The organism is Actinacidiphila sp. bgisy145 (assembly GCF_057708125.1).
Genome location: NZ_JBYIRL010000001.1, coordinates 39024 through 62832 on the forward strand (window position 1 = coordinate 39024; position 23809 = coordinate 62832).

Sequence of the window (23809 nt, forward strand, 5' to 3'; positions counted from 1 at the left end):
CCCCACCACCCGCCCCGACGCGCTCCGGCTGTCCGCCCACGCCTCCACCACGCCCGCGGCGATCTCCCGCGTGCGGGCGGCCCTCGCGTCCCTGTGGCGGTGCGGGCCGCCCGCCTGCCGGACCAGGCCGTTCCTGACACATCCCACCCCCATGGCCAGGGGGCATGGGGGCGCCCCCAGCCGGCGGGGCCTGGCACACAGGCTCTCCCCTGCCTTTCGCCGGAGGCCCCAGCTTGCCGGTCGTCGGCGCGGCCCGCTGCGCTCGGGTCCCCCAGGGCTTCGCCGCGGAGGGGCCCCACTCTCCGCCCTGCGATCGGTAGGCACCGCCCAATGCCGCAGGCCGTGGGGGAGCACCAGGCGCTCTGGGCCCCGCCCTTCGGGCGGGACGACGCCATGGGTCGGACACGGCCTAGGATCAGGGGATGGATCTTCGGTGGCCGCGGGGGCGGAAGTGGGTCGCGCTGGCGGGGGCGTTCGCCGCCCTCGCGTGGGGCGGGGCCGTCACGGACACGGCGGCGGCGGCCGGTTCGGGCGGGTCGGTGCACCGTACGGACGCGATGCTGACCGGGGCCGGGGGAGTGCGGCTGGACACGTCGTACTTCACCGACGGCGGCTCCCAGCGGCGGCCCGCGGTGCTGCTCGCGCACGGCTTCGGCGGCACCAAGGACGACGTGCGCGGCCAGGCCGAGGCGCTGGCGAAGCACGGCTACGCGGTGCTGACCTGGTCCGCGCGCGGCTTCGGCGCGTCCGGCGGCCGGATCGGGCTCAACGCGAAGGACGGCGAGGCCGCCGACGTCAGCCGCCTCGTCGACTGGCTCGCCGCCCGCCCCGACGTGCAGCTCGACGCGCCCGGCGACCCCCGGGTCGGCATCTCCGGGGTCTCCTACGGCGGTGCCATCTCGCTGATCGCCGCGGGCGACGACCCCAGGATCGACGCGATCGCGCCCCGCGAGACGTACTGGAACCTCGCCGACGCGCTGCTGCCCGACGGCGTGTACAAGAAGCTGTGGAGCGGCATCCTCTTCTCCGGCGCCCGGCCCGAGACCACCGGCGACGACACCGCGTCCTCCGGTACGGGCGGCACAGGCGGCACGGGCGCGACCACCGCCCCCGGCACCGCGTCCTCCGGCAGCGCCTCCTCCGGCAACTCCGCCGACGCGGCAGCCGCGCCGGCGGCGCCCTCCGACCCCGTCTGCGGCCGCTTCGAGCCGTCGATCTGCGACCTGTACAAGCGGGTCGCCACCAGTGGCCGGCCCACCGCGGCCGACCGGGCCCAGCTCGCCGCGCTCAGCCCCGCCGCGGTCGGCAGCCGCATCAAGGTGCCCACGCTCGTCGTGCAGGGCCAGACCGACTCGCTGTTCACCCTCGCCCAGTCCGACGCGATGGCCCGGACGATCAAGGCGAACGGCGTGCCGGTGGCCGTCGACTGGATCGAGGGCGGACACGACGGCGGCGACACCGAGGACGCCCGGATCGACGCCCGGGTCACCCGCTGGTTCGACCGCTACCTCAAGGGCGACAAGGGCGTCAGCACCGGCCCCGCCTTCCGCGTCACCCGCGTCACCGGCATCAACTCCACCGACGGCAGCCAGGTGCTCAGCGGCGCGAGCCTGGACCGCTACCCGGGCCTGGACGGCACCGCCACCCGGCAGATCGCCCTCACCGGCCGCGCGCAGCAGATCACCAACCCCGCCGGCGGCTCACCGCCGGCGATCTCCGCCGTCCCCGGCTCGGGCGCGCTGTCCGGGCTCGCCGAGCTCGGCCGCAGCCTCACGGTGGACTACGCCGCCCAGTCGGCGCGCTTCGAATCCGCACCGCTGCGCCGCACCACCGTCCTGACCGGAGCGCCGACCGTCACCGTCAAGGTGGCCACCACCGCGCCCGAGGCGGTGCTCTTCGCGAAGCTGTACGACGTCCGCGCCGACGGCCAGGAGACGCTGCCGTCGGGCCTGGCCACCCCGATCCGGGTGACCGGCTCGCCGGACGGGCGGACCGTGCGGGTGCGGCTGCCGGCGGTCGACCACAAGTTCAAGGCCGGGCACCGGCTGGCCGTGGTGCTGGCCAGCACCGACCTCGGCTACGCGACACCGGCCGCGCCCGCCGCCTACACGGTGTCCCTGGCCGGCTCCGGCGCCGTCACGCTGCCCACCGACCAGGCGCTGGCCCTCGGCGCGCACACGCTGCCGTGGTGGACCTGGGCGCTGCCGCCGGCCGCGGTGGTGGTCGCCGCCGCACTGCTGCTGGTCGGCCGCCGCCGGGTCCGCCCCCGCCCGGCCGATCCGGCGCTGGCCGGGGTCCCGTTGCGGATCAGCGGGCTGAGCAAGCGGTACGCGAAGTCCGCGGACCGGTACGCGGTACGGGAGTTGAGCTTCCAGGTCGAGCCCGGCCAGGTGCTGGGGCTGCTCGGGCCGAACGGCGCCGGGAAGACCACCACGCTGCGGATGCTGATGGGGCTGATCCGCCCGGACGAGGGCGAGATCAGGGTCTTCGGGGAGGCGGTGCGGCCCGGGGCGCCGGTGCTCTCCCGGGTCGGCGCGTTCGTGGAGGGCGCCGGCTTCCTGCCGCACCTGACGGGCCGGCAGAACCTCGAACTGTACTGGCAGGCGACCGGCCGCCCGGACGAGGACGCCCACCTCGCCGAGGCGCTGGAGATCGCCGGACTCGGCGACGCCCTCCAGCGCGCGGTGCGGACCTACTCCCAGGGGATGCGGCAGCGCCTGGCGATCGCGCAGGCCATGCTGGGGCTGCCCGATCTGCTGATCCTGGACGAGCCCACCAACGGCCTGGACCCGCCGCAGATCCGCGAGATGCGCGAGGTGATGATCCGCTACGCCGCCACCGGCCGGACCGTCATCGTCTCCAGCCACCTGCTGGCGGAGGTGGAGCAGACCTGTACGCACCTGGTGGTCATGGACCGCGGGCGGCTGGTCACCGCGGGGCCGGTGGCGGACATCATCGGCTCGACCGACACCGTACTGGTGGGCGTGGCGGGGGAGTTGACGCCGGAGCTGGTCGAGCGGGCGGCGGCGCTGCCGGTGGTGGCCAGCGCGGTGCCGGCCGACGACGGGCTGCTGGTCGTGATGGCCGAGGGGGCCGGCACCGTCGAGCTGGTGGCCGAACTGGTCGGGATCGGCGTGCCGGTGGCGCAGGTCGGCCCGCACCGCCGCCTGGAGGACGCGTTCCTGACCCTGATCGGAGGCTCGGCATGAGCACCGTGCCCGAAGCGACCGTGCCCGAGCTGCCGGAGCCGGCCGGCTCCCCGGCCGATACGGACCGCGTGGCCGCGCCCGGCTACCGCCCCGGCCGTACGCTGCGGCTGCGGGTGGAGGCCCGGCGCCAGTTGCGCCGCCGCCGCACCCTGGTGGTCGGCGGGCTGCTCCTGCTGCTGCCGTTCGTGCTGATGGCCGCGTTCGCGATCGGCGGCACCCCGGGCGACGGCACCACCACGGCCACCCTGATCAACACGGCCACGGCGTCCGGCGCGAACTTCACCGCGGCCACCTTGTTCGTGTCGGCCGGGTTCGTGCTGGTGGTGCCGGTCGCGCTGTTCTGCGGCGACACGGTCGCCTCCGAGGCGGGCTGGTCGAGCCTGCGCTACCTGCTGGCCGCGCCGGTGCCGCGGGCCCGGCTGCTGGCGGTGAAGTTCACCGTCGCGCTGGGGTTCAGCGCGGCGGCGCTGGTCCTGCTGCCGCTGGTGGCGTTCGCGGCGGGCACGGCCGCGTACGGCTGGGGCGACCTCGAACTGCCCACCGGGGACACGGTGCCGGCGGGCACCGCGGTCGGGCGGCTGGCGGTCTCGGTCGGCTACCTCTTCCTCAGCCAGCTGGTCACCGCGGCGCTGGCGTTCTGGCTGTCCACGATCACCGACGCGCCGCTGGGCGCGGTCGGCGGCGCGGTCGGGCTGACCATCATCGGCAACGTCCTCGACGCGGTGACCGCGCTGCACCGGTGGCGCGACGTCCTGCCCGCGCACTGGCAGTTCGCCTGGCTGGACACGATGCAGCCGGTCACGGAGTGGACCGGTATGACCGAGGGCACGTCGATCTCGGTGTCGTACGCGGTGGTGTTCACCGCGCTCGCCTTCCGCGGCTTCCGGACGAAGGACATCGTGTCCTGAGCGGATCTGACCTGATCTGACCGGCACTGACCCGGCCTGGCCTGCCCGGACCTGACCCCGCCCGACCCGACCGGCGCGGCACCGGTTATGACGCCGCGTCGGCTTGCGTCATGACATGGTCATGGCATCGTAAAATCATCGGCCGTTCGGGTAAAACGACGGACGGCCCACGGCGAACTCCCGTGCCCTGGGCATGATCTATCCGAGTGACCACCCGCGACCGGCCCCGGGCCGGCCGTTCCCGCACGCCAGGAGAGCCCGCCACGCAAGGAGAGTCCATGCGCACACCTCGCCCGCGGCCGCGCGCCGTGGTCGCCGCGGCAGGAGCCGCCGCCCTCACCGCCGCCGCCCTGATCGCCGCCCCGCTCACCGGCGCGGCCACCGCGGCGGCCGCCCCCGCCGTGAAACCGGTGCCCGCCGTCGCCGGACACGAGCTGGTCAAGGGCGCGGGCAGCCCGCTGACCATCGCCCAGTGCCAGGCCCAGTGGGGCATCAACTGCTACACCCCCACGCAGTACCGGCAGGCGTACGACCTCAACCCGCTCTACCGCGCGGGCGTGACGGGCAAGGGCCGCACGATCGTGATCGTCGACTCGTTCGGCTCGCCGACCATCCAGCACGACCTGGACGTCTACAGCAAGCAGTTCGGGATGCCCAGCACCAAGGTGCAGGTGGTCAAGTGGGGCGATGTGCCGCCCTTCGACCCGACCAACCCCGACCACACCGGGTGGGCCGGCGAGAGCACGCTCGACGTGGAGATGGCGCACGCGATCGCACCGGCGGCGCACATCGTGCTGCTGGAGACGGGGGTCGCCGAGACCGAGGGCGTGACCGGCCTGCCGGAGATGATGGACGGTGAGAAGGCCCTGATCGACCAGGGCGTCGGCGACGTCATCACGCAGAGCTTCGGCGCCACCGAGAACACCTTCCCGGGCTTCGCCCAGGGCGACTTCTCCAGCATCCGCAAGCTGCGCTATGCCTTCGAGGCCGCCGCCCGCAACGGCGTCACGGTGCTGGGCTCCTCCGGTGACGGCGGTGCCACCGACGCCACCGAGGACGGCACCTCCAACTACCCCTACCGGGTCAACTCCTGGCCCTCCTCGGACCCGCTGGTCACCTCCGTCGGCGGCACCCAGCTCCACCTGGACCAGGCGGGCGAACGGACCGCGCCGGACAGCGTGTACAACGACTACGGGGCGGGCGGCGGCGGCCAGTCGCACGTCTTCGCCCGGCCCGCGTACCAGAACGGCGTGCGCGACGTGGTCGGCGCGCAGCGCGGCACCCCCGACATCTCGATGGCCGCGGCCGTGGACGGTGGCGCCTGGGTGTACTCCAGCTACGACCCGTCGGCCACCGGCTGGGACGTCTACGGCGGCACCAGCGAGGCCAGCCCGCTCTTCTCGGGCATCGTGGCGCTCGCCGACCAGGTCGCCGGGCACCGGGTCGGCGACATCCACACCGCGCTGTACGCGCTGGCCAAGGGGACGGAGAAGTTCGGCGGGGTGGTCGACGTCAAGGACGGCACGAACAACTCCTACGACGGCGTCACCGGTTACACCGCGGTCAAGGGCTACGACATGGCCACCGGCCTCGGCACCGTGGACGCGGCGCGGTTCGTGCCCGCGCTGGCGCTGCTGAGCCCGCGGCGCTGACCTCGCGGTCCTGAACCCGCGGCCCTGAAAGCGGCCGCCGCCGCGCCCGCGTACACCGGGCGCGGCGGCGGCCGCTTTCGCGCGCCTTCGGTGCATCCGCCAACCGGTTTATCTGTAAGGGCTCTTGACAGTTGGGGGCTCCAGATCGAACAGTATGGACCAGCATTGGTCCAGACCAGCATGGCCCGTTGTGCTGGTACCCCCCACCGAAGGGAGCGCGGTCCATGACCGGACCCGTTCGCAGACCACTCCGCGCCCTGATCGCCGTCGCCGCCGCCGTCACCGCGTCGGCCGGCCTGGCGCTGGCCGGCGCCGGCGGCGCGCACGCCGCGGCCCCGAAGGCGAGCGCCGCCACCGCACTTCCGAGCCACGTCTTCGCCCCCTACTTCGAGGCGTACAACGGCGACAGCCTCTCCGGGCTGGCCAGCGCCTCGGGCAACAAGTACCTGACGATGGCGTTCCTCCAGACCGCGTCGGCCGGGTCCTGCACGCCGGACTGGAACGGCGACAGCTCCACGCCGGTCAGCCAGGCGAACTTCGGCAGCGACATCGCCACCATCCAGGCCGGCGGCGGCGACGTCATCCCCTCCTTCGGCGGCTACGCGGCCGACAGCACCGGCACCGACATCGCCGACAGCTGCACCAACGTCAACTCCATCGCCGCGGCCTACGAGAGCGTCATCACCACCTACAACGTCAGCCGGATCGACCTGGACGTCGAGGCGGACTCGCTGACCAACGCCGCGGGGCTGGACCGCCGCAACAAGGCCGTCAAGCTGGTGCAGGACTGGGCGGCGAGCAACGGCCGCACCGTGCAGTTCTCCTACACCCTGCCGACCACCACCCACGGCCTGACCACCGGCACCCTCGGCGACGGCTCCGGGCTGTCGGTCCTCCAGAACGCGATCGCCGACGGGGTGCGGCTCGACGTCGTGAACCAGATGACGTTCGACTACTACGACGGCGCGAGCCACGAGATGGCCACCGACACCGAGACCGCCTCGCAGGGCCTGCACGACGAACTCGCGCAGCTCTACCCGTCGAAGAGCGACGCGGACCTGTGGGGCATGATCGGCGTCACCGAGATGCCGGGCATCGACGACTACGGGGCGGCGGAGACCTTCACCACCGCCGACGCCACCACCGTCTACAACTGGGCGGTCGGCAAGGGCATCAACACCCTGTCGTTCTGGGCGCTCCAGCGGGACAACGGCGGCTGCCCGGGCCAGGGCGCCTCGGACTCCTGCTCCGGCATCTCGCAGAGCACCTGGCAGTTCAGCCGGACCTTCGAGCCGTTCAACGGCAGCAGCGACAACGGCGGCGGCACCGGCGGGACCACCGGCGGCGGCACGGGCGGGACCACCGGCGGCGGTACGGGCGGCAGCACCGGGGGTGGCACCGGCGGGACCTGCACCGCCGCCGCGTGGTCGGCGAGCGCGGTGTACGTCGGCGGCGACAAGGTCTCCTACGGCGGCCACACCTGGCTGGCGAAGTGGTGGACCACCAACGAGACCCCCGGGACCACCGGCGAGTGGGGCGTCTGGGAGGACGAGGGCGCCTGCTGACGCCCTCGTACGGACCCCTCGAACGGACGGCCGACAGCCCGGCCGCAGGCGCGAGGTGGCCGGCGGGTGAACAGCGGTCGGTGCGCCGGTGAACACGCTGTGACCTGCGGCGAAGTGGCGCGCGGCGCCGGTACGGTACTCCGTGGCGGCGCCGCCCCGAAGTCGTACGGCGGCCGCCGATCCTCTAGAGTCTGACCGGACGTCTACGCGAATGTAGTCGGGTCGGAGCGGGCCGGGCATGCCACGGGCGTGCCCGGTCCGTCCGCACTTCCGGGCAGCTCCGGCAGCACCACCAGACCAGAAGACCAGGGGACGGAAACCACCCATGAGCGCGATCGGCCTCGGCCAGGCCGCCCTTCTCGGCATCGTGGAAGGGCTGACCGAGTTCCTGCCGGTCTCCTCCACCGGCCACCTCAAGCTGGTCGAGGGGCTGATGAACATCCCCGTCGACGACGACGCCGTGGTCGGCTTCACCGCCGTGATCCAGGTCGGGGCGATCGCCGCGGTCTTCGTCTACTTCTACCGGGACATCGCGCGGTTCGTGACCTCCTGGGTGCGCGGCCTGGCGCACCGCGAGGAGCGCGGCAACCACGACTACAAGTTCACCTGGTGGGTGATCTACTCCACGATCCCCATCGTGATCGTCGGACTCGCCGCCAAACCGCTCATCGACGGCGTGCTCGGCTCGCTGTGGGTGGTGGCGGTCTCCCTGATCGTCGGCAGCGGCGTGATGTGGGCCGCCGAGCAGATGGCCCGCTTCAAACGCGGCGAGGACCAGGTGACCGTCAAGGACGCCATGATCGTCGGCTGCTCGCAGATCCTCGCGCTGCTCTTCCCCGGGTTCTCCCGCTCCGGCGCCACCATCTCCACCGCGCTCATCCGGGACCTGGACCGGATGGCCGCCACCCGGCTGTCGTTCTTCCTCGGCCTGCCCGCGCTCACCGGTGCCGGCCTGTACGAACTCAAGGACGCCACCAGCGGCGGCGTCAGCGGCTCCGCGCTGGCCGTCGGCACCCTGGTCTCCTTCGTGGTCGCCTACGCCTCCATCGCCTGGCTGCTGAAGTTCGTCGCCCGGCACTCCTTCAACTCGTTCGTGGTCTACCGGATCGTGATCGGCGTGGTCATCATCGGCCTGCTCGCGACGGACACCGTCAACTCCTGAGCAGCACCCGGCGGACGAAAAGACCTGACCGGCCCATCCCCCACGGGTGGGCCGGTCAGGTCGCCGGGGCGGACCCCGGGTCGGCGGTGGCGACGGCGCCGGTCAGGTCAGCGTCGCCGCCACCGGGTCCCAGTCTTCCGGAAGCGTGGCCACTTCCGGGGCGCGGGAGGAGATCTCCACGAAGCCGTGCCGCTCCGCGGAGTCCGTCACCGTGGACATCAGCTCCAGGACGTGCTGCGCCAGCTCACCCGACGCGCGGTGCGGCGCACCGGTCCTGATGCCGCGCGCCATGTCCAGTACGCCGATGCCGCGACCGGCGGTCGTGCCCGTCACGGGCAGGCCGCGCCACTCCTGGTCCTCGAACGACCGTACCTGCACCGGCCCCTCGAACGTGTTCGGGTCCGGCAGCGACAGTGTGCCCTCGGTGCCGGTGACCTCGATCATCCGGCGCGGCACGGAGGAGTCGAAGCTGAAGGTGGCCGCGGTGCTCGGGCCCGAGACGAAGTCCAGCAGCGCGTGCACGTGCGTGGGCACCTCCACCGCGAACGCCGTGCCGGCCTTGGGGCCGGAGCCCACCACCCGCTGCACGCGCGCCTGCCGCGCGCTGGCCGCGACCCGCTCCACCGGCCCGAACAGCGCCACCAGCGCGGTCAGGTAGTACGGGCCGATGTCGAACAGCGGCCCGCCGCCGTACTGGAAGAGGAACTCCGGGCTCGGGTGCCAGCTCTCCGGCCCCGGACCCTGCGTCACCGCGACCGCGCTGACCGGCTCGCCGATCACCCCGGACGCCAGCGCCCGCGCCGCCGACTGCAGACCCGCGCCCAGGAAGGTGTCGGGCGCGCTGCCCACTCGCAGGCCCAGCTCCTGCGCCTGCGTGAGGATCTTCGCGCCGTCCACGGGCGCCAGCGCCAGCGGCTTCTCGCCGTAGACGTGCTTGCCCGCCGCCAGCGCGGCGGCGGCGACCTCGGCGTGCGCCGCCGGGATCGTCAGGTTGACGACGATCTCCACCTCGGGGATCGCCAGCACCGACGCCACGTCGCCGGCGTGCGGCACGCCGTACGCGTCGGCCTGCGCCCGGGCCCGCGCCACGTCGAGGTCCGCCACCGCCAGCACCCGTATGTCGGGGAAGGTGGACAGCGCCTGGAGGTACTGCGTGCTGATCACGCCGGCGCCGATCAGCGCGACGCCGACCGGGCCGGAGCCCGAAGCACCCGAAGCGGTGGTCATGACAGCCCCTCCTCCAGTGCCGTCAGGTAGGCGCGGCTCTCGGCGACGGCCTGGAAGATGTCGGTGGCGCAGGTGTCCAGCTCCACGATCCGCTGCGCGTCCGGCGCCGCGGCCAGGATCGACGGCACGTCGATCGCGCCCTTGCCGACCGCGGTGTGCGGCTCGCCCTTGACGCCCGGCCCGTCCTTGACGTGCAGGGCCAGCACCCGGTCGCCCAGCGTGCGCAGCAGCGCCGGCACGTCGGCGCCGCCGACCTGCGCCCAGTAGGTGTCGACCTCCAGGAACACCTCGGGCGCCAGCTCGTCGGTGAGCACCTCCAGCGCGGTACGGCCCTCGAACCGCGGCTCGATCTCCCACCAGTGGTTGTGGTAGCCGATCCGGATGCCGTGCTCGGCGGCCTTGGCGGCGAACCCGTTGAGCTTGTCGGCGGTGCGGCGCAGCCCGTCGGCGGTGGTGAACTCCTCCTCGGCGATGCCGCCGGGGATGATCGCCAGGTCGGTGCCGACGGTGGCGACCGCCTCGAAGACCTCGCCGGCGTCCTTGTCGAACAGCGCGTAGGCGTGGGTGCTGGAGACCCCGACCCCCAGGTCGTCCAGGAGCTTGCGGAAGCCGGCCGGGTCGGCGGTCGGGTCGAACGCCTCCACGGCGCGGTAGCCGATCTCGGCGAGCCGGGTCAGCGTCCCGTCGCGGTCGGCGGCGATCTGGTCGCGGAGGGTGTAGAGCTGGATGCTCAGGGGTTTGGCCATCGAAGCGATGCCTCCTGGAAGTACGACGGCGAAAGCGGGTGCGGGTGCGCGTGCTGGTGCGGACGTGCGGTGGTGCGGGCGGCGCGTGGGGATCGTGCGGCTCGTGCGGCCTGTGCGGCTCGCGCGGCGGTCATCCGACGATCAGCGGGCGCAGCGTGCGGTGGGCGATCTCCAGACCGCCCGTGACGCGCTCCACGTCGCCGCTCCACACCGGGTCCTCGTGCTCGACGGAAAGCACCCCGGTGAAGCCGCCCTCGTAGAAGGTGTCCACCAGCCGGCGCCAGTCCACGTCGCCCAGGCCCGGGACCCGGTAGCGCCACCAGCCGCTGTCCCAGCCGTCGGTGCGCTCCACGGTGCGGCCGAAGAACCCGTAGCGGTCCCGGGCCCGCGGGTCGAGCTGCGCGTCCTTGGCCTGCGCGTGCGGGATGCGGTCCAGGTACGGCTTGAGGGCCGTCACCGGGTCGATGCCCAGCCACAGCAGGTGCGAGGGGTCGTAGTTGAGGTAGAAGCCGAGGTCGAACATCCACTCCCACAACTCGGGGGAGTAGGCGAGGTTGCCCGGGTAGCCGTCGGGGTGCCACCCCTCCATCACGCAGTTCTCGATGATGATCTTCACGCCGCGCTCGCCGGCGTACTCCACCAGCGCCGGCAGCTCGCGCTCGGCCTGGGCGAGGTTCTCCTTCACCGACAGGCCCGGGTGGCGGCCGATGAAGGTCCCGACGTAGTCCACGCCGAGCAGCGCGGCCGCGTCCACGTTGGCCCGGACGTGGGCGGCGATCTCGGCGCGGCGCTCACGGTCGGGGTGCAGATTGTTCTCGTAGTACGCCAGCGCCGACAAGGTGAGCCGGTGCTGGTCGAAGAGGGTGCGGACCTTTTCCGCCTCCGCCTTGCCGAAGTCCACCACGTCGATGTGGCTCGCCTCGAAGTCGCGCGACCCGGTGGACGGCCAGGTGGCGACCTCCAGCGCGTCGTAGTCGTGGGCGGCGGCCCAGCCGGCGATCTCGGCGAGCGGCAGCTGCGGAAGGCAGGCGGTGAGGAAGCCCAGCTTCATCAGGAGACCTCTTTCCAGGTCCGGTCCTCCGCCGAGCCGAGGACGGCCTCGGTCAGGCGCACCATGCGGGCGGCGTCGGCGAAGGTGGCGAAGGGAGTGGCGGGAGCGCCGGGGGCGGGGTCGGCGGTGCCGGACGCGTCGGCCGCGCGGGCGGCGGCGTGCACGTCGCGGACGAAGGCGGCGAAGCAGTCGAGGTAGCCCATCGGGTGCCCGCCGGGCACCACCGACAGCCGGGCCGCCTCGGGGGACAGGGTGGCCGGGTCGCGCAGCACCGCGGCGTTCTCACCGCGGCTGCCGACGAAGAGCGACTCGGGCGCCTCCTGGTCGAAGGCGAGCGAGGTGCGGGTGCCGTCGACCTCGAACCACAGCCGGTTCTTGCGACCGGGGGAGATCTGCGAGACCGTCACGCTCCCGCTCGCACCGAGGTCGGTGCGGAAGAGCAGCTGCACGACGTCCTCGGTGGCGGGGGTGCCGCCGGTGCGCGGCACGGTCTGGGTGAGCGCGGTCAGCTCGGCGATCCGGTGCCCGGTCACCCACTCCACCAGGTCGCACCAGTGCGAGCCGATGTCGGCGAACGCCCGGGAGGGCCCGCCGGCGGCCGCGTCCACCCGCCAGTTGGTGTCCTCCGGCAGCAGCAGCCAGTCCTGGAGGTAGTGGCCGTGCACCAGGCGTACGTCGCCGGCCCGGCCGTCCCGCACCCGGGCGCGGGCCTCGGCGGCCATCGGGTGGTAGCGGTAGACGAACGGGACCGCGGCCACCTTGCCGCTGCGCGCGGCCAGTTCGGCCAGGGCGCCGGCGGTGGCCGAGGAGGTGGTCAGCGGCTTCTCGCAGACCACGTGCTTGCCCGCGCGCAGCGCGAGTTCCGCCAGGCGCGCGTGCGCGTCGTTCGGGGTGCAGATGTGCACCACGTCCACGTCGTCGCTCGTCACCAGCTCCTCGGAGGAGTCGAAGGCCCGGTCCACGCCGAGCGCGGCGGCGGCCTCCTTCGCCCGGGCCGGGGTGGAGGCGCTCACCCCGACGACCGGGGCGCCGCTGCGCCGCACGGCGTCCAGGTGGACCCGGCCGATCATGCCGGTGCCGGCGATCGCCGTACGCAGCGCGGTGCCGCCGGTGGCGCCGGGGGTGCCGGGGCTGCTGGGTGTGCCCGGTGGGTTCGTGTCGTCGGGCCCCGAGAGTGACACAGACTTCCCTCTCTTTCGGTTCGACCAGAACGCTAGCCACCAGGGTTTCGGTTGACAATGGCAAAAATTACGCTAACTTCTGTCATAAATCGGGGTCGACGGCCGCCCAGGGAGCGGTGGCGCGGCGACGGGGAACAGGGCAGGGCCAACGGGCCGACAGATCAGCGGGCCGAGGGCCGAGCGGACGAGGGACGGGCGACGACGTGACGGCAGCAACCGACCGGCAGCTCACCTCGCTCAGCGAACTCGCCGGGCTCGTGGCCGGCGGCGCCACCCGCCGCAGCCAACTCGTCACCGCCACCGGCCTGTCCCGCGCGGCCGTCGCCCAGCGGGTGGACCTGCTCATCGAGCGCGGCCTGCTGGTCGAGACCGGCACCGTGGCCACCGAGCGCGGCCGCCCGCCGCTGGCCCTGCACCTCGCCTCGCACAGCGCCGTGGTGTGCGCAGTGGACCTCGGCGCCACCCACGGCACCGTCGCGATCTCTGAACTCGGCGGCGCCGTCCTCGCCGAGACCACCGAGGACCTCGACATCAACGACGGGCCCGAGGCCGTACTGACCGCGCTGGACGCCCAGATCGACCGGATGCTGGCCGCTGCCGGGCACCCGGCCGGGCACGTCCGCGCGATCAGCGTCGGCGTGCCCGGACCGGTCGAGGCCAGCACCGGCACCGTGGTGCGCCCGCCGATCATGCGCGGCTGGGACGGCTACCGGGTGCCCGGGTTCTTCGCCGGGCGCCGCGCGGCACCGGTACTGGTGGACAACGACGTCAACATGATGGCCCTCGGCGAGTACGGCCACCGGCCCGCCACCGCCCACCTGCTCTACGTCAAGGTCGGCACCGGGATCGGCTGCGGCATCGTCTCCGGCGGCGTGGTGCACCGCGGGGCCAGCGGCGCGGCCGGCGACATCGGGCACATCGCCGTACCCGGCCACGACGACGTGCTCTGCCACTGCGGCAACACCGGGTGCGTGGAGGCCGTCGCGTCCGGCGCCGCCGTCGCCGCGCGGCTGCGCGAGGCCGGGCTGCCGGCCGAACACGCCGCCGACGTGGTGCGCCTGGTCGCCGAGGGCGACCCGCTGGCCCGCCGCCAGGTCCGGCTGGCCGCGCAGCGCCTCGGCGACGTCCTCGCCTCCCTCGTCAGCTTCTACAACCCCGACACCATCGTGCTCGGCGGCTCGCTCGCCTCCCTCCACGACGACCTGCTCGCCGACATCCGCGCCGCCGTCTACGGCCGCGCGCTGCCGCTGGCCACCCGCACGGTCGCGATCGAGAGCACCGTGCTCGGCCGCCGCGCGGGCATCGAGGGCGCCCGCCGCCTCGCCGTCCAGCACCTCCTCTCCCCGGAGGGCATCGCCCGCTTCCTCGGCGCCTGAACGCCGAACGGCCGGCGCTCGGTCCGCACGTGCGCGGGCGGCGGCCCGGGCGCGCGGCGCCCCATGGGCAACGGAATTGCCCCGTACGAAGGGAGCCCGGTACGTTGCCGCAGGCAGTCGGCGCGGCGGGCCGCGGATACGGGGACCGCGCTCCGCGCCCCGGTGGCTCCGAACGGCCGCGGGGTTCGGCCGGACACAGCAGGGGGGACCACACATGGGCGACGCAGCTCGGGTGCGGACGGCGCGACGGCCGCTGGCGGGCCCGCTCTGCCTCGCGGTCCTGGTGGTGGCCGCGGCGACGGCCTGCGGGGGCGGCGGTGGCGGCAAGGGCGGGGGTACGCACGCGCCCTCGGGTGCGGCATCGACCGCCGGGGCGGCGGCGAGCGGCACGCCTCGGGCGGCGCGGATGCTCGACCAACGCCAGCTGGAACAGGCGGCCGTGGGCAAGCCGGACCTGCCGGGATGGTCCACGGGCACGCAGTTCGGCCACGGCCCCGACGGGGTCTCGATCAAGGTCGCGATCACGGACGTGGCCCGACTGCCCAAGGTGTCACCAGCCGTGTGCACGGCGCTGGCGGGGATCGCCATGGGGCCGGTGAGCCCCGGCCACCAGCACCACGCCCTGTTCGAGCAGAGCGTCACGCGGGACGTCAAGGACGGCGAGGACGACTCGGTGGTGGGGGACACGCTCCTCGCCTACCAACCGGCGGACGCCGCCGGGGTGATGACGGACCTGCGCGCGTCGCTCAAAACCTGTGACTCCTTTCCCGGCGGTCAGGGGGAGCGGTACACCCGTCCCGTGCCGGCCGCCGCGCCCTCCGTCGGTGACGACGCCGTGGAGTACACCATCACCCAGGTCGTGTCGGGCGGGAACGACGGCGGGAACGACGGCGGGGACGACGACGCCGTCGACGTGCCCTTCCGCTTCCTGGTCGTCCGCGTCGGCGCCACCATCGTGGTCCTGTCCGCGCTGGGCTTCCCCGGCGGCCGTCCGGAGATCCCCGACGCCGTGGTGAACGCCCAGGTGGCCAAGCTGGCCAAGGCCGGCTGAAACGGCGTGAATCGCCGCCAATGGTGGGGAACACGCCTGCGGTGAGGGGCCATTGGCCGGTGGGACGGGCGGGCGCCGGTGCCGGGCGGGGGTGCGGTTTTGGCCGAACCGGGGGACTGGGGGCGGCCGGGCGGGCATGCTAAGGGCATGAAGGCGAACGGTGACGCTCAGGAGGAAGTGGCCGGCCGGGAGTGGCCGCGGTCGACCGCGCCATCGTCGCCGGTCGCGGCGGGGCCGGCCGCGCCCGCGGACGTGGAGACCTGGAAGGCGCGCAAGGCGTACCCGTCGACCCTCTTCGCCGGCGGCCCGGTCTTCGGCATCGCCCGCGAACGGGCCGAAGGTGGCTGGAAGTTGCACCCGGGTTTCGCCGGGCTCGCCCCGCAGGACGCCCGCGACGCGCTGGGCGCGTATTTCCGGACCCGCGCCGACCGCTGCGCCGCCGACGGCGACGAGACCGGCCGCGCGCAGTACACCGCGGCGGCCGAACGGCTCGACTGGGAACGGCTCGACGAGCTGACCGTGGCCGGTGCCCGCTACCGCGTGGTCCGCGCCGAGCGCTTCATCCGGATGGGCCCGGACGGCCCCGAACCGCCGCGCGCCACCGACCCCGACCGTACGGACCCCGCGCAGCCGCCGCTCGACCCCGCCTCGGACCTGGTCGTCGCCGCCCCCGGCGGCGCGGCGGCACCGTCCCCGGGCGTGCTGCGCGCCGAACTCCTCACCGCCCTGCGGAAGAACGGCAGCGTGCCGCGCGACGTACGGGAGGACTCCCGCGCCGCCGCGCACACCCACCCGGGCGGTGTCCTGCTGCCGGCGACGTTCATGGCCGCCGAGCGGGAAGGGGGCCGCTGGCGGCCGCAGTCCACCGGCACCGCCGCCACCCCGCGCGACGCGCGCGACGGACTGGCCATGCAGCTGCGGGTGATGGTGCCCTGGCAGCGCGAACTCACCGACGAGGAGCACGAACTCCACAAGCGCGCCGCCGACCACCTCGACACCGAGCAGGTCGACGAACTCGACGTCGCCGGGCGGCACTTCCGGATCATCCGGGTCGAACGGCTGCTGCGCACCGGCCCGGACGGCCCGGAGGGCCCGCGCCCCTCGGACGCCGACCCGGTGCCGCCGGCCATGGTCCACGACCGCCAACTGCGCGAGCAGGCCGCGGTCCAGGACGAGGAGGACGGCGAAGCCGAGGAGGGCACCCGCAAGTTCATGGCCCTGCTCGACGAAGAACGGCGCCGCCGCGACCACCTCCGCGACCGCCGCTGACCGGCGCACCCCGCCCGGCACGTCGGCCCGCCACGCACCCCGCCCGGCACGCACTACGCTGGCGCCGTCGATCCGCACAACACCCCGGGGGCGCGGCATGGCGGCACACGAACCGGCGGCCGGTGCGCCGGACCTGGCGGAGCTGACGCGGCGCGCCGCCGCGGCGGCCGTCCCCGAGCGCGAGGACGGCCTCGTCGTCTGCGAGAACCTGGTGCGGATCTACCGCACCGAGGGCGTCGAGGTGCAGGCGCTGCAAGGGCTCGACCTGGCCGTGGCCGAAGGCGAGATGGTCGCGGTGATCGGCGCCTCCGGCTCCGGGAAGTCCACCCTGCTGGGCATCCTCTCCGGCCAGGACGTGCCCACCGCGGGCTCCGCCGAGGTCGCCGGGCACGACCTGCTGGCGATGAAGCGCCGCGCCCGGCTGGCGTACCGGCGCTCCACCGTCGGCTTCGTGTGGCAGCAGACCGGCCGCAACCTGCTGCCGTACCTGACGGCCGCCGAGAACGTGATGCTGCCGATGAGCTACGTCGGGGCGAAGCGCGCCGGGCGCCGGGCCCGCGCCGAGGAACTGCTCGGCCTGCTGGGCGTCGGCCACGTGGCGGACCGCACCCCCGACGCGATGTCCGGCGGCGAGCAGCAGCGGGTCGCCATCGCCGTCGCGAACGCCAACGAGCCGCGGGTGCTGCTGGCCGACGAGCCCACCGGCGAACTCGACACCGCCACCAGCGACGACATCTTCGCCGCGCTGCGCCGGGCCAACGAGGAACTGGGCGTCACCGTCGTCGTGGTCACCCACGACGCGCTCGTCTCCGAGCAGGTCCAGCGCACCGTGCGGATACGCGACGGCCGTACGTCCACCGAGGTGCTGCGGCGGGTGGCCACCGGCGCGGACGGCCTGCAGGCGCTCACCTCCGAGGAGTACGCGGTGCTGGACCGCAACGGGCGGCTCCAGATCCCGCGCGAGTTCACCGAGCGGCTGCACCTGCGCAGGCGGGTGCGGCTCGCCCTGGAGACCGACCACGTCGGGGTCTGGCCCGACGACGCGGCGCGCCGCGCGAAGGCACGGCAGGCCGCGGCAGGCGGCACCGGCCCCGAGCCGGAGTGACCGCCGGCGCCCACCGCCCCGCCCCACGGCACCCGCCCGCCTCAGTCGAGGCGCAGGACGGCGCCCAGCTGGCGCCTGCGGGCCAGCAGGGTTTCGGCGGCCGCCGCGGCGAGGATCAGCAGCAGCACACCGCCGACCAGCGCCGCGGTCAGCGCGTAGTCGGTGCGCAGCGCCGGGCTGACGGCGCCGCCGGTGAACTGGCGCAGGTCCAACGCCGGTGCCGTCAGCCGCGGTTCGAGCAGGCCGACCAGGGCGCCGCCGACCGCGGCCAGCGAGTCGACGGCGAACAGGGCGAGCCCGCGGGCCTGGTGGTCCTGCGCGGCGAACGCGGCCACGAGCGGGGTGAGCGCGTCGGTCACCGTCAGCGGCCCGGTGTGCTGCCGGCCGACCGTGCAGCTCTCGCCGCCGGTGAACTCGTCGGTGCCGCGGCACAGTTCGCGGTCCATACGCGGCACAGGAGTTGCGCTGAGCGGAGGTCAGGGGCGGCGGCGGACCGTGCGGGGGCCGGCGGTCTCGGCGCCGGTCGCGGTGACGCGGGCGCGCAGGCCACGGTCGGCGGTGACGACCAGGCAGGGGCGGGGCGCCGCGCCGGCGGCGATCTCGGCGATCAGGTCGTCACCGCTGCCGGGCGCGGAGCGCACCGTCACCCCGGGCACGGACGCCACCCCGCGGGCCGCGCCCTCGACGACGAGCACCACGTCGAGCGGCACACCGGCCGCCCACGCCGGGGCGGGGCCGTCCGCGGGCAGCCCGGCGGCCGCGCAGGGCGCGAGCGCGTCACGCAGCCGCTCCGCGGCGGCGTACCGGTCGCGCCACCAGCCGTCGGGCACCGAGCCGACGACGTTCGCGCCGTCGACGACGAGCAGGGGGCGTTCCGTCACGTCCCCCACCCTCGCACACCCCGCTCACGTCAGCGGGGGCGCCGCCGGCTCCGGCTGGGGCGACGGCGGGATCGGCTCCGGCGCGGGCGAGGGCGGTGTGGGCTCGGGCCCGGGCGGGGTCGGCACCGGGTCGGGCGCGGGCCCGGGGACCGGGTGGGGCGTGGGGTTCGGTACGGGGTCCGGCCCGGGGCCGGGGCCGGGTGCGGGCCGGGGGCCGCCGGGTCCGGGTCCGGGCTTCGGATTCGGATACGGCTCGGTCATCGTGTCCTCCCAGGTGTCGCGGCGGGGCGGGACGCGGGTGCGCCCCGCAGTGGACGCCCTCGCGCCTACCCGATGCCCCGCCCGCCATGCCGCCCGCGGCCCGTGCGGGTGAAAACCGGCACCGACCGGCAACCGCGTCCCCGCCGGCCATGTCCCTCCCGGCAACCGGCCCGGTCCGCGAGGGGCCGGCCCGCCCCGAGGAAGGGAGCCGAATCCGTGCCCAAGGACCGCAGAGTCCCCGCGCAGCGCCCCGGCGGCGTCGACGGCCGCACCGACGGCCTCGCCCACGTCCTGATCACCGCAGGGGACGAGGCCAGCGCCTACCGGGTCTTCGACGCGCTCGTGGAGCGCTTCCCCGGCGTCGAGGCGCCGGTCCCGTGGCCGGCCCGCCCCGGCCTGGTGGCGTTCCGCGTGCTCGCCCCGACGCTCGGACCCGCCGCGGCCCACCGCGCGCCCCGGCAGCTGCCCGGCCCCGACGGACCGCCGCAGCCGTAGCCCGGACGCACCTCGGGCGGCGGGGCCGGTCGCGGCCCCACCGCCCGAAGCACGTGTCGTGAACGGACCGGTGTGCGGTCAGCTCACGTTGAGCGCGGTGTCGTCGATGACGAACGACGTCTGGAGCTTGGAACCCTCGACCCCGGTGAACTTCAGCGTCACGCTCTGGCCCGCGTACGCGCTCAGGTCGAAGGTGCGCTGCGTGTAGCCGGACGCCGCGTTCGCGTTGGAGTACGTCGCGAGCGTGGACAGCACCGTGCCCGAGGAGTTGAGCACCTGCGCGGTCAGCGTGTCGTACGCCGTCGAGCCGGTCTCGGCAGTGTCGATGTGCAGCCAGAAGCTCAACGAGGCCGAGCAGCCCGACGGGATCGTCACGCTCTGCGCGAGGGTGTTCGTGGTGGCGGTGCCGTAGCCGTCCAGCCACGCCTTGTACGAACCGGTGTGCGCGGCTTCCGCGGTGGCGTTCGTGATCACCTTGCTGCTCGCGGTCCAGCTGGTGTTGCCGGACTCGAAGCCGGGGTTGGCGAGCAGTTGCGCGGAGGTGCAGCTGCCGGAGCCGCCCGTGGTGGAGCCGGTGGTGGAGCCGGACGTGGTGCCGGAGGACGTCCCCGAGGTCGTGCCGGAGGTGGTCCCCGACGTGGTGCCGCCGGTGGTGGTGCCGCTGCCGTCGCCGGCCAGCCACGCGGTGGCGTTGAGCGCGAGGGCCGCGTCGGTGCCGCGGGTGTCGTTCCAGCCGTCGTACAGGGTGTTGCCGGACTGGCCGGTGCCGTCGTCGACCGGCGAGCTGTCGCCCCAGATCGCCACCCGGCCGCTGCCGAAGGTGCTGGTGACGAAGAACGCGCCGGTGTTGCCGGAGTAACCCGTGCGGTACAGCAGGCCCTTGACCGAGGAGTTGTCGGACGGCTTGAGGGTGAAGGTGGTGCCGTCGGCGATGATGCTGCCGGTCACGGTGCCGAACGCGCCGTGGAGCACCGGGTCGGAGCTGTCGCTGATCGCCTTGGGCGTGTCGGTGCTGATGTCGAGCGAGTCGACGGAGAACCCGAACGGGTCGGAGCTGTCGACGGTGTTGTTCGTCAGCAGGTCGTTGATGACCTTCGGCGAGTCGTAGCCGTCGTTGTTGCGGTCGCTGCCGTTGTGGTCGGAGATCAGGAACAGGCCGCCGCCGTTCTTCACGAACGTCATCACCGCGGTCTTCTCGGCCGCGCTCAGCAGGGTGTTGGGCTCGTCGATGACGAACTCGTCGTAGTTGCTGAGGTCCTGCGCGTTGGAGGAGTTGCCGTAGGTGATGGTCTTGCCGGAGGCCAGCGTCGCCAGCGAGTAGTCGCCGGTCTTCTGCAGGGCCACGCCCCACGACGACAGCGCGCCGGTCCAGTCGGTCTCCTTGCTGGGCGAGGCGTTCTCGCCGAGCGGGTCGGGCTTGCTGGTGCTGATGATCCAGTCGGCGTTCCCGGCCTCCTCGGCCTTGGTGTCGTCGAACAGGACGCGGTGGGTGGCCGAGGCGGCGGGGGCGGCGGCCGCCGCCTGCGGGCGGGCCGCGGCCTGCGCGCTGCCGCCCGACAGCGCCAGACCGCCGAGCGCGGCCACGGCGCTGAGCCCGGCGGCCGCGCTGATCAGCACCCGGCTGCGGGAGAAGAGCGGGATCTGCGGCAGGGCCGGGACCCGGCCGGCCTGCTCGGCACCGGACCTGCCGGATCTGCGGAACGGGCCGGTGGCGCCGGGGACTCGGATGGGCATCCGTCAACCTCCAGGTGGGGGCGGTTTGATGGGGGAACCGTCGTCGGAAGCGGGCATGCGGAGCGAGACGTGGTGCAGCACCTGATTCTCCGCGCGTAGAGCCGGGGACGTATGTGGATGGTGTGACGAATTAGTGAACGTCCCTCGAAGACCTTGGACGCGTCGGCGCCCCGGTGCCACCACGTGGCCCCGTGCTGTCGCGGGACCGGGCCGGATCGGGTGACGATGGGACGGGGGACCAAGGAGGAGCTGAAGATGCCCATCGCCACCGTGGACCCGGCCACCGGGCGGACCCTCAAGACGTTCGAGCCGATGGACGCGGCAGCCGTCGAGGAGCGGATCGCCAAGGCGGCACGCGCCTTCCGCGCACACCGCGAGACCGACTTCGCCACCCGCGCCGCCCTGATGCGCGCCGCCGCCGACCTGCTGGACAGCGAGCGCGACACGATCGCGCGCACCATGACCACCGAGATGGGCAAGACCTTCGCCGCGGCCCGCGCCGAAGCCGCCAAGTGCGCCAAGGCGATGCGGTGGTACGCCGGCCACGCCGAGGAACTGCTCGCCGACGAGCACCCCGACCCGGCCGACGTGGCGGACAGCGGGGCCGACCGGGCCGTCGTACGCTACCGCCCGCTCGGCGTCGTGGTGGCCGTCATGCCGTGGAACTTCCCGCTCTGGCAGGTGGTCCGGTTCGCCGCGCCGGCGCTGATGGCGGGCAACACGGGCCTGCTCAAGCACGCCTCGAACGTCCCGCAGACCGCGCTCTACCTCGGCGACCTCTTCCACCGGGCGGGCTTTCCCGACGGGTGCTTCCAGACGCTGCTGATCGGCTCGGGCGCGGTCGAGGACATCGTGCGCGACCCGCGGGTGGCCGCCGCCACGCTCACCGGCAGCGAGGGCGCCGGGCGCGCGGTCGCGGCGGCGGCAGGCGAAGCGATCAAGCCGACCGTGCTCGAACTCGGCGGCAGCGACCCGTTCGTGGTGATGCCGTCGGCCGCCGCGGAACTCGACGCGGCGGTCGCCACCGCCGTCACCGCCCGGGTGCAGAACAACGGCCAGTCCTGCATCGCGGCCAAGCGGTTCATCGTCCACGAGGACGTGTACGACGCGTTCACCGAGCGCTTCGTGCGCGCCATGGAGGAGCTGGCCGTCGGCGACCCGATGGACGAGTCGACCGACATCGGGCCGGTCTCCAGCGAGCAGGGCCGCGCCGACCTGGAGGAGCTGGTCCAGGACGCGCTGGACCGGGGCGCGGCGGCGCTGTGCGGGGGCCGCCGCCCGCCGCGGCTGCCGGACGGCTGGTTCTACGAGCCCACGGTGCTGGCCGGTGTCACCGACGCGATGCGCATCCACCGCGAGGAGGCGTTCGGCCCGGTCGCCACGCTGTACCGGGTGCCCGACCTGGACGCGGCCGTCGCGCTCGCCAACGACACGCCGTTCGGGCTCAGCTCCAACGTCTGGACCCGCGACGCGGACGAGCAGCGCCGCTTCGCCCGGGACATCGAGGCCGGCGGCGTCTTCTTCAACGGCATGACCGCCTCCCATCCGGCCCTGCCCTTCGGCGGGGTGAAGCGCTCCGGCTACGGCCGCGAGCTGTCGGCCCAGGGCATCAGGGCGTTCTGCAACGTCACCACGGTGTGGTTCGGCCGCTGACGCGCCACCGGGTGGACGGCCGCGTGCCGCGCCGCGCGGTAGCGGCCCGGCCGGGCCGCGGCCGTCAGGGGCCGGGGGGCAGGTCGCGGAGCGCTGCCGCTGTCAGGGTGGACGCGGTGCGGACGGCGCTGGTGATCGCGTCTTCGGGGGGGAGCCCGCACAGGTCGGTGAGGCAGAACAGGGCCTCCGCGCTGACGGTCACCGCGAGGTCGCGTTCGAGCTGGGCCAGCCGCTGCGGGGCGGTGGCGGCGAACCGTTCGCGGACGGGTGCGAGCGCCTCCTCGATCAGCCCGAACCGGACGCCCGGCCGGGCCGCGGCCGTTTCGGGGCGGGTGATGGTCGCCGCCATCATGGCGCGCACCGCCCCCTGCCGGGCGAGGGTGCCGCGCAGCAGGAACGCGCACGCGAACGCGACCCGCTCCACCGGGTCCGCCGACCCCGCGACCGGTCGGAGCGCGTCGGCCGGCGCGGGCCACGCCCCGCTCAGCGCCTCGCCGACCAGCGACGGGAGGTCGGGGAAGTAGCGGTAGGCGGTGGCCTCGGAGACCAGCGCGGTGCGCGCGATCTCCGGCATCGTCACCTCGCGCCCGGACTCCACGAGGTCGCGCGCGGCGGCGAGGATCGCCGCGCGCGTGCGCTTCTTCTGGTTGCTGCGCCCCGCGCCCGCCTGTGTGGTCATCGCCCGCTCCTCCTGTCGTCCCACCGGCATCTTAGCATCCGACTCTCGTCATGAGAGAGGACTTGCATGACGAGAGCGATCCGCCTATCTTCTCTTCGTGAGAGCGAACTCTTACGAATGTGGCAGGAGCTGAGGACAGTGACCGGGGTTTCCGTGGTCGGCCCGGACGGCGGCGAAGTGATCGAGCTGGGCGCGACCCGCATGCGCATCCTGGAGGACGGCACCACCACCGGGCACCGGCTCGGCATCGGCGAGATCACCATCGCCCCGCACACCGAGGGCCCGCCGCAGCACCGCCACGCCGAGCACGACGAGGGCTTCTACGTCGTCTCCGGCACCGTGCACTTCACCGTGGGTACCGCCGTCCACGTCGCGCCCGCCGGGACCCTCGCGATGATCCCGCCCGGCGCGCCGCACACCTTCGCCAACCACGGCGACGTGCCCGCGGTCATCCTCAACACCTTCACGCCCGACCTGTACGTGAACTACTTCCGCGACCTGCGCGACATGATCGCCGGCGGCCGGGCGCTGACCGCGCGCAGCACCGCCGACGTGATGAGCCGCTACGCCACCGAGCCCGCCGGCGACTACGCCTGACCGCCAC

Annotated in this window: 20 protein-coding genes; 12 read left to right on the forward strand and 8 right to left on the reverse strand. The window is 74.1% G+C overall.

Annotated elements, in window-relative coordinates; genetic code table 11:
- Positions 1-422: 422 nt before the first annotated feature.
- From AC3ERT_RS00160 to AC3ERT_RS00180, 5 genes are all read left to right on the forward strand, one after another.
- Entirely contained in the window at positions 423-3209 is a 2787-nt protein-coding gene (locus AC3ERT_RS00160) for an alpha/beta fold hydrolase (protein WP_435172051.1), read from the forward strand.
- Positions 3206-4117: an ABC transporter permease gene (locus tag AC3ERT_RS00165; RefSeq protein ID WP_335976142.1), complete on the forward strand. Its 912-nt coding sequence runs from the start codon at positions 3206-3208 to the stop codon at positions 4115-4117. Before AC3ERT_RS00160 ends, AC3ERT_RS00165 begins: the two co-directional genes overlap by 4 nt.
- 278 nt (positions 4118-4395) lie before the next feature.
- Positions 4396-5769: a S53 family peptidase gene (locus tag AC3ERT_RS00170; protein WP_435172053.1), complete on the forward strand. Its 1374-nt coding sequence runs from the start codon at positions 4396-4398 to the stop codon at positions 5767-5769.
- Between the two features lie 224 nt (positions 5770-5993).
- A complete protein-coding gene (locus tag AC3ERT_RS00175) occupies positions 5994-7334 on the forward strand; it encodes a chitinase (protein ID WP_435172055.1) in 1341 nt (446 codons plus the stop codon).
- Between the two features lie 325 nt (positions 7335-7659).
- Positions 7660-8496 carry an undecaprenyl-diphosphate phosphatase gene (locus AC3ERT_RS00180; protein ID WP_435172056.1) on the forward strand — a complete coding sequence of 279 codons (837 nt, stop codon included), beginning with the start codon at positions 7660-7662 and terminating at the stop codon, positions 8494-8496.
- 102 nt (positions 8497-8598) lie between these two features.
- Here the strand turns inward: AC3ERT_RS00180 and AC3ERT_RS00185 are convergent, their stop codons facing one another.
- The 4 genes from AC3ERT_RS00185 to AC3ERT_RS00200 all read right to left on the reverse strand — a co-directional run bounded on the left by AC3ERT_RS00185 (position 8599) and on the right by AC3ERT_RS00200 (position 12701).
- Positions 8599-9723: a Gfo/Idh/MocA family protein gene (locus AC3ERT_RS00185; RefSeq protein ID WP_435172058.1), complete on the reverse strand. Its 1125-nt coding sequence runs from the start codon at positions 9721-9723 to the stop codon at positions 8599-8601.
- Positions 9720-10469, reverse strand: coding sequence for a sugar phosphate isomerase/epimerase family protein (locus AC3ERT_RS00190; RefSeq protein ID WP_435128035.1), 750 nt, complete (start codon positions 10467-10469; stop codon positions 9720-9722). The genes AC3ERT_RS00185 and AC3ERT_RS00190 overlap by 4 nt, the downstream gene beginning before the upstream one ends.
- A 130-nt stretch (positions 10470-10599) precedes the next feature.
- On the reverse strand, positions 10600-11520 hold the full coding sequence (locus tag AC3ERT_RS00195) for a sugar phosphate isomerase/epimerase family protein (protein WP_335976165.1): 921 nt from the start codon (positions 11518-11520) through the stop codon (positions 10600-10602).
- A complete protein-coding gene (locus AC3ERT_RS00200) occupies positions 11520-12701 on the reverse strand; it encodes a Gfo/Idh/MocA family protein (protein WP_435128032.1) in 1182 nt (393 codons plus the stop codon). Before AC3ERT_RS00200 ends, AC3ERT_RS00195 begins: the two co-directional genes overlap by 1 nt.
- 203 nt (positions 12702-12904) lie before the next feature.
- Between AC3ERT_RS00200 and AC3ERT_RS00205 the strand changes: the two genes are divergently transcribed.
- From AC3ERT_RS00205 to AC3ERT_RS00220, 4 genes are all read left to right on the forward strand, one after another.
- Positions 12905-14077 carry an ROK family protein gene (locus tag AC3ERT_RS00205; protein WP_335976170.1) on the forward strand — a complete coding sequence of 391 codons (1173 nt, stop codon included), beginning with the start codon at positions 12905-12907 and terminating at the stop codon, positions 14075-14077.
- Between the two features lie 214 nt (positions 14078-14291).
- Positions 14292-15128 (forward strand): hypothetical protein, encoded by an 837-nt coding sequence (locus AC3ERT_RS00210; protein ID WP_435172059.1) that lies wholly within the window; start codon positions 14292-14294, stop codon positions 15126-15128.
- A 147-nt stretch (positions 15129-15275) separates the two neighbouring features.
- Complete coding sequence (locus tag AC3ERT_RS00215; protein ID WP_435172061.1) at positions 15276-16397, forward strand: DUF5954 family protein; 1122 nt, start codon at positions 15276-15278, stop codon at positions 16395-16397.
- A 97-nt stretch (positions 16398-16494) separates the two neighbouring features.
- Entirely contained in the window at positions 16495-17502 is a 1008-nt protein-coding gene (locus AC3ERT_RS00220) for an ABC transporter ATP-binding protein (RefSeq protein WP_435172063.1), read from the forward strand.
- A gap of 41 nt (positions 17503-17543) precedes the next feature.
- On the opposite strand, the gene AC3ERT_RS00225 is transcribed toward AC3ERT_RS00220, so the two are convergent.
- Complete coding sequence (locus AC3ERT_RS00225; RefSeq protein ID WP_435172065.1) at positions 17544-17948, reverse strand: hypothetical protein; 405 nt, start codon at positions 17946-17948, stop codon at positions 17544-17546.
- Between the two features lie 30 nt (positions 17949-17978).
- Positions 17979-18383 (reverse strand): NTP pyrophosphohydrolase, encoded by a 405-nt coding sequence (locus AC3ERT_RS00230; RefSeq protein WP_335976188.1) that lies wholly within the window; start codon positions 18381-18383, stop codon positions 17979-17981.
- 477 nt (positions 18384-18860) lie between these two features.
- Here AC3ERT_RS00230 and AC3ERT_RS00235 point away from each other — a divergent pair, with 477 nt between their 5' ends.
- On the forward strand, positions 18861-19139 hold the full coding sequence (locus tag AC3ERT_RS00235; protein ID WP_335976190.1) for a hypothetical protein: 279 nt from the start codon (positions 18861-18863) through the stop codon (positions 19137-19139).
- A 78-nt stretch (positions 19140-19217) separates the two neighbouring features.
- Here AC3ERT_RS00235 and AC3ERT_RS00240 read toward each other — a convergent pair whose 3' ends face one another.
- Positions 19218-20780: a hydrolase gene (locus AC3ERT_RS00240; RefSeq protein ID WP_435128258.1), complete on the reverse strand. Its 1563-nt coding sequence runs from the start codon at positions 20778-20780 to the stop codon at positions 19218-19220.
- A 348-nt stretch (positions 20781-21128) separates the two neighbouring features.
- On the opposite strand from AC3ERT_RS00240, the gene AC3ERT_RS00245 reads away from it, so the two are divergent.
- Positions 21129-22526, forward strand: coding sequence for an NADP-dependent succinic semialdehyde dehydrogenase (locus AC3ERT_RS00245; protein ID WP_435172067.1), 1398 nt, complete (start codon positions 21129-21131; stop codon positions 22524-22526).
- Between the two features lie 64 nt (positions 22527-22590).
- On the opposite strand, the gene AC3ERT_RS00250 is transcribed toward AC3ERT_RS00245, so the two are convergent.
- The gene (locus tag AC3ERT_RS00250; protein ID WP_335976198.1) at positions 22591-23205 is read right to left on the reverse strand and encodes a TetR/AcrR family transcriptional regulator; all 615 of its coding nucleotides are present in this window, start codon (positions 23203-23205) and stop codon (positions 22591-22593) included.
- A 138-nt stretch (positions 23206-23343) separates the two neighbouring features.
- On the opposite strand from AC3ERT_RS00250, the gene AC3ERT_RS00255 reads away from it, so the two are divergent.
- On the forward strand, positions 23344-23802 hold the full coding sequence (locus AC3ERT_RS00255) for a cupin domain-containing protein (protein ID WP_435128024.1): 459 nt from the start codon (positions 23344-23346) through the stop codon (positions 23800-23802).
- The last annotated feature ends 7 nt before the right edge of the window (positions 23803-23809 follow it).